This is a genomic window from Streptomyces sp. NPDC060194, from assembly GCF_042728285.1.
Lineage (GTDB): Bacteria > Actinomycetota > Actinomycetes > Streptomycetales > Streptomycetaceae > Streptomyces.
In genome coordinates this window covers 1-4,528 of the sequence record NZ_JBHWZH010000248.1, presented here as the reverse complement: position 1 = coordinate 4,528, position 4,528 = coordinate 1, and the positions used below count along the sequence as shown (strand labels likewise).

The 4,528-nt window shown below is 69.1% G+C and carries 4 protein-coding genes; all 4 read left to right on the top strand.

All coding sequences use genetic code 11. The features are described 5' to 3' along the window. Nucleotides 1-84 precede the first annotated feature (84 nt). Genes ACFWEG_RS28355 through ACFWEG_RS28340 form a run of 4 tightly spaced genes read left to right on the top strand, consistent with a single transcriptional unit; the run spans nt 85 to nt 4,467 of the window. Entirely contained in the window at nt 85-1,017 is a 933-nt protein-coding gene (locus ACFWEG_RS28355; RefSeq protein WP_387220789.1) for a branched-chain amino acid ABC transporter permease, read from the top strand. A gap of 5 nt (nt 1,018-1,022) precedes the next feature. Beyond that, nucleotides 1,023-2,858, top strand: coding sequence for a branched-chain amino acid ABC transporter permease (locus tag ACFWEG_RS28350; RefSeq protein ID WP_387220787.1), 1,836 nt, complete (start codon nt 1,023-1,025; stop codon nt 2,856-2,858). Between the two features lie 2 nt (nt 2,859-2,860). Then, nucleotides 2,861-3,754: an ABC transporter ATP-binding protein gene (locus tag ACFWEG_RS28345; RefSeq protein WP_387220784.1), complete on the top strand. Its 894-nt coding sequence runs from the start codon at nt 2,861-2,863 to the stop codon at nt 3,752-3,754. Next, the gene (locus ACFWEG_RS28340) at nt 3,751-4,467 is read left to right on the top strand and encodes an ABC transporter ATP-binding protein (protein ID WP_387220782.1); all 717 of its coding nucleotides are present in this window, start codon (nt 3,751-3,753) and stop codon (nt 4,465-4,467) included. Before ACFWEG_RS28345 ends, ACFWEG_RS28340 begins: the two co-directional genes overlap by 4 nt. The last annotated feature ends 61 nt before the right edge of the window (nt 4,468-4,528 follow it).

Sequence of the window (4,528 nt, the reverse complement as noted above, 5' to 3'; positions counted from 1 at the left end):
GGGCGCTGATCCACAAGCGCCCCGCGCGGACCCCTATCCGGACACATCCGTCGAAATTCATCCGAACGTCTCGGAGGACATGCGGTGAACGAACTGCCGCAGCAGCTGGTCAACGGCCTGCTACTGGGATCCATGTACGGGCTCGTCGCCATCGGCTACACCATGGTCTACGGCATCGTCCAGCTCATCAACTTCGCCCACGGCGAGATCTTCATGATGGGAGCATTCGGAGCGCTCGCCGTCCACCTGTGGGTGCTCCCTGAGGACACCTCCATGTGGGTGGCCCTCCCCCTCATGCTGATAGGCGCCATCCTGGTCGCCTCGCTCGTCGCCGTCGGGGCGGAACGATTCGCCTACCGGCCCCTCCGCGGCGGACCGCGGCTCGCCCCCCTCATCACCGCCATCGGCCTCTCGCTCGCCCTGCAGCAGGCGGTCTGGGCCTGGTTCCCCGAAGCGAAGTCCGCCCGCCCCTTCCCCCAGATCGAGGGCGGCCCCTTCCACATCGGATCCGTCACCATCCAGACCGGTGACATCTTCCTGCTCTGCGCGGCGCCCATCAGCATGGCCGTGCTCGGGTACTTCGTCATGAAGACCCGCACCGGTCGCGGGATGCAGGCCACCGCCCAGGACCCCGACACCGCCAAGCTCATGGGCATCAACACCAACCGCATCATCGTGGTCGCCTTCGCCCTCGGAGCCCTCTTCGCCGCCGTCGGAGGCGTCGCCAACGGCCTCAAGTACGGCGAGATCAAGTACACGATGGGCTTCATCCTCGGCCTCAAGGCGTTCACGGCCGCCGTCCTCGGCGGCATCGGCAACATCTACGGCGCCATGATCGGCGGCCTCGTCCTCGGTGTCGCCGAGACCCTGGCCACCGCCTACATCGCCGACGTTCCCGGCATGGACCAGTTCGGCAGCCAGTCCTGGGCCAGCGTCTGGGCCTTCGTACTCCTCATTCTCGTACTGCTGCTCAGGCCCCAGGGCCTGCTCGGCGAGCGCGTCGCGGACAGGGCGTGAATCCCATGAACACCACCGACACACAGACCACCACGCCGGAGACCCCGAAGAGCCCGACCGCCCCGGCGGACACCGGCCTCATCGGCATCCCCGAACGCACCGCCCGCGCCCTCGCCACCGGCGGCGCCGCGCTCACCCTGGTCTCCACCTTCCTCGCCTGGACCTGGACCAGCGCCTTCCCCGGGGACCTCACCGTCTACGGCTACCCCGGCGGACTCCAGGTCCTCACCCTCGTCGGCAGCGTCCTCACGCTCCTGTTCGCCCTGTCCTCCTACGGCGTCAAGGGCCTGCGCTGGCTCACCCCCGCCGGCGCCGACGGCGCGATCCGGTTCGCCGCCCTCGCCGCGTTCGCCACCACCTGGTACACGGTCCTCGCGATCACCTTCCAGCTCGGCGGCGTCGTCAACCTCGAACCCGGCGGCTACCTCGCGGCCATCGGCTCGGCGGCCGCCCTCGTCGGCGCCCTCGCCCTGCCCTTCGAGCGCCCCGCAGCCGACCCGATCGACCCCGACGACAAGGGCTGGGACCTCACCAGGCACCGCCTGCGCCACGGCCTCGAGAACGTCAAGGCGGCCTTCGCCGGCGGCACCGCCCGCCGCGCCCCCGCCCTGCCCTCCTGGGCCGAGATCCTGATCATCGTCGCCGTCCTCGGCCTCGCCCTCACCGTCTTCACCTACGGCATCGGCACCGAGTACGACGAGATCTTCGTCGGCTTCCTCATCACGGCCGCATTCGGCTTCGCCGCGCTCAACAAGTCGGGACTCGTCGCCCAGGCCGGCCAGATCACCGCCCGGCACCAGACCATCACCATCTGGGGCGCCTTCATCGCCGCCGCGATGTTCCCCTTCACCCAGACCGACGACCAGTACGCCACCGTCGGCGTCTACATCCTGATCTTCGGGACCGTCGCCCTCGGCCTGAACATCGTCGTCGGCCTCGCCGGCCTCCTCGACCTCGGCTACGTCGCCTTCCTCGGCGTCGGCGCCTACGCCGCGGCCCTGGTCTCCGGATCGCCCAGCTCCCCCTTCGGCGTCCACTTCCCCTTCTGGGCCGCCGTCCTCGTCGGCGCCGCCGCGTCGCTCGTCTTCGGCGTCCTCATCGGCGCCCCCACCCTGCGACTGCGCGGCGACTACCTCGCCATCGTCACCCTCGGCTTCGGTGAGATCTTCCGCATCGGTGTCAACAACCTCGACGGCACCTCGGGACCCGACCTCACCAACGGGTCCAACGGCATCTCCTCGATCCCGAACCTCAACATCCTCGGGTTCGACTTCGGAGCCCAGCACACCATCGCCGGCTTCACCATCGGCCGGTTCGCCAACTACTTCTTCCTGATGCTCCTCATCACCGCGGTCGTCGTCCTCGTCTTCCGACGCAGCGCCGACTCCCGCATCGGACGCGCCTGGGTCGCCATCCGCGAGGACGAGACCGCCGCCCTCGCCATGGGCATCAACGGCTTCCGCGTCAAGCTCATCGCCTTCGCCGTCGGCGCCGCCCTCGCCGGACTCGCCGGCACCGTCCAGGCCCACGTCACCTACACCGTGACACCCGAGCAGTACCTCTTCGCCGGACCCATCCCGCCCAACTCGGCCTTCCTCCTCGCCGCGGTCGTCCTCGGCGGCATGGGAACGGTCAGCGGGCCCCTCGTCGGTGCCGCACTGCTCTTCCTCATCCCCAACAAACTCCAGTTCCTCGGCGACTACCAGCTCCTCGCCTTCGGACTCGCACTCATCCTGCTGATGCGCTTCCGCCCCGAGGGCCTCATCCCCAACCGGCGCCGGCAGCTCGAATTCCACGAGGACGCCGAAGCTCCCACCGTCCTCACCAAGGCAGGGGCCTGACCATGACCACCGACACCACCACAGAGGACCGCGCACCCGCGACCACCCCGGGCGACGCCGTCCTCGACGCCCGCGGCGTCACCATGCGGTTCGGCGGACTCACCGCCGTCAACAACGTCGACCTCACCGTCAACAGCGGCGAGATCGTCGGCCTCATCGGCCCCAACGGCGCCGGCAAGACCACCTTCTTCAACTGCCTCACCGGCCTCTACATCCCCACCGAGGGCGAAGTCCGGTACAAGGGCGAGGTGCTGCCGGCGAAGTCCTTCGCGGTCACCGCCGCCGGCGTCGCCCGCACCTTCCAGAACATCCGGCTCTTCGCCAACATGACTGTCCTGGAGAACGTCCTCGTCGGCCGGCACACCCGCACCAAGGAGGGCTTCTGGTCCGCCGTCCTGCGCGGACCCGGCTTCCACAAGGCCGAAGCCGCCTCCCGCGAGCGCGCCATGGAACTGCTGGAGTTCGTCGGCCTCGCCGCGAAGGCCGACCACCTCTCCCGCAACCTCCCCTACGGCGAGCAGCGCAAGCTCGAGATCGCCCGCGCCCTCGCCAGCGACCCCGGCCTGCTCCTCCTCGACGAGCCCACCGCGGGCATGAACCCGCAGGAGACCCGCGCCACCGAGGAACTCGTCTTCGCCATCCGCGACATGGGCATCGCCGTCCTCGTCATCGAGCACGACATGCGCTTCATCTTCAACCTCTGCGACCGCGTCGCCGTCCTCGTCCAGGGCCAGAAGCTCGTCGAGGGCGACAGCGCCACCGTCCAGGGCGACGAACGCGTCATCGCCGCCTACCTCGGCGAACCCTTCGAAGGCGCCCCCGGCGACGAGGAAGCCGCCGAAGTGACCGCGGCCGAAGCCGCCGCCACCGGCCCGAACCAGGAGAACGACCGATGACCGCACTGCTCGAGGTCGAGGACCTGCGCGTCGCCTACGGCAAGATCGAAGCCGTCAAGGGCATCTCGTTCACGGTCGAGGCAGGCGAGATCGTCACCCTCATCGGCACCAACGGCGCCGGCAAGACGACCACCCTGCGCACCCTCTCCGGGCTCCTCAAGCCCGTCGGCGGCCAGATCAAGTTCAACGGCAAGTCGCTCAAGAAGATCCCGGCCCACGAGATCGTCTCCCTCGGGCTCGCCCACTCCCCCGAGGGCCGGCACATCTTCCCGCGCATGACCATCGAGGACAACCTGCTCCTCGGCGCGTTCCTGCGCGACGACAAGGCGGGCATCGCCAAGGACGTCCAGCGCGCCTACGACCTCTTCCCCATCCTCGGGGAACGCCGCAAGCAGGCCGCGGGAACCCTCTCCGGCGGTGAGCAGCAGATGCTCGCCATGGGACGCGCGCTCATGTCCCAGCCCAAGCTGCTCATGCTCGACGAGCCGTCCATGGGGCTCTCGCCGATCATGATGCAGAAGATCATGGCGACCATCAGCGAGCTCAAGGCGCAGGGCACCACCATCCTGCTCGTCGAGCAGAACGCCCAGGCGGCCCTCTCGCTCGCCGACCACGGCCACGTCATGGAGGTCGGCCAGGTCGTCCTCACCGGCACCGGCCAGAGCCTCCTCCACGACGAGAACGTCCGCAAGGCGTACCTCGGCGAGGACTAGCCGCGCGGTGCTCGTCCCGCTGCTCCTGGGACGGGGTCATCACGTGACACACGATCTGCCC